We start from the raw sequence: 670 nt of genomic DNA, 5'->3' as shown, positions 1-670 counted from the left end.
TAATGCTTCTGGTATTCAGATGATACGCGAAAAGATCACCATCAAAACCGGGCATCAGCCGTACACCAAGCAGGATGTGTATACCAGTAATCTGTATCCCCTGACCATTGGTAACCTGATGGTTGCGGCAATGAATACCGTGGCTGAAATGGGCGTCCTCGTCATTAATGGTGATATCATCAAAATTGTCACATCACAAACACGCTGACCGCCTGATACCTGGGCATATTCCCATGCGAAATCGTTTCATTACACTAGGTGAAAACTGAAAGAGGCGGTCGTACAATACACCAATCGATATGACTATCACCGGGGTTAAGTACGAAAGCATGGCAAGCTCTGAGATTTACGTGTTTCTGCGGTTCAGATTGTCAGAACAGGGTTAAGACGTCCCCATAATGAACCCAGGGTGTCCGACAATAAAATTGGTGAGTAAATGTTTCTTACACATACTGAAAATTAATTACAGTAACTTATTCGTTATAACCCGCTTAAACCCACTCCAAATCGTTATTTATCTCACGTCTCTGTTTTAAATATCTAGCGTCTGATCACTATCAAATTTATAAAACCATATTAGCTTAAGTGACTATAATATAATGTATTGAATTTAATTTTTACTTTTTTATAATCAAAAAAAAAAGGGAGCTCGTCGGGGTCCGATTTTTTA

At 39.4% G+C, this 670-nt stretch carries 1 pseudogene; it reads left to right on the top strand.

The window, feature by feature from the left end:
* Window positions 1–208 (top strand): annotated as a pseudogene (locus ABN217_RS19545) (hypothetical protein); the annotation flags it as partial.
* Window positions 209–670 lie beyond the last annotated feature (462 nt).

This window comes from Proteus sp. fly-1067 (genome assembly GCF_040139345.1).
GTDB classification, from domain to species: domain Bacteria; phylum Pseudomonadota; class Gammaproteobacteria; order Enterobacterales; family Enterobacteriaceae; genus Proteus; species Proteus vulgaris_B.
This window is presented reverse-complemented; position numbering and strand designations above follow the sequence as displayed.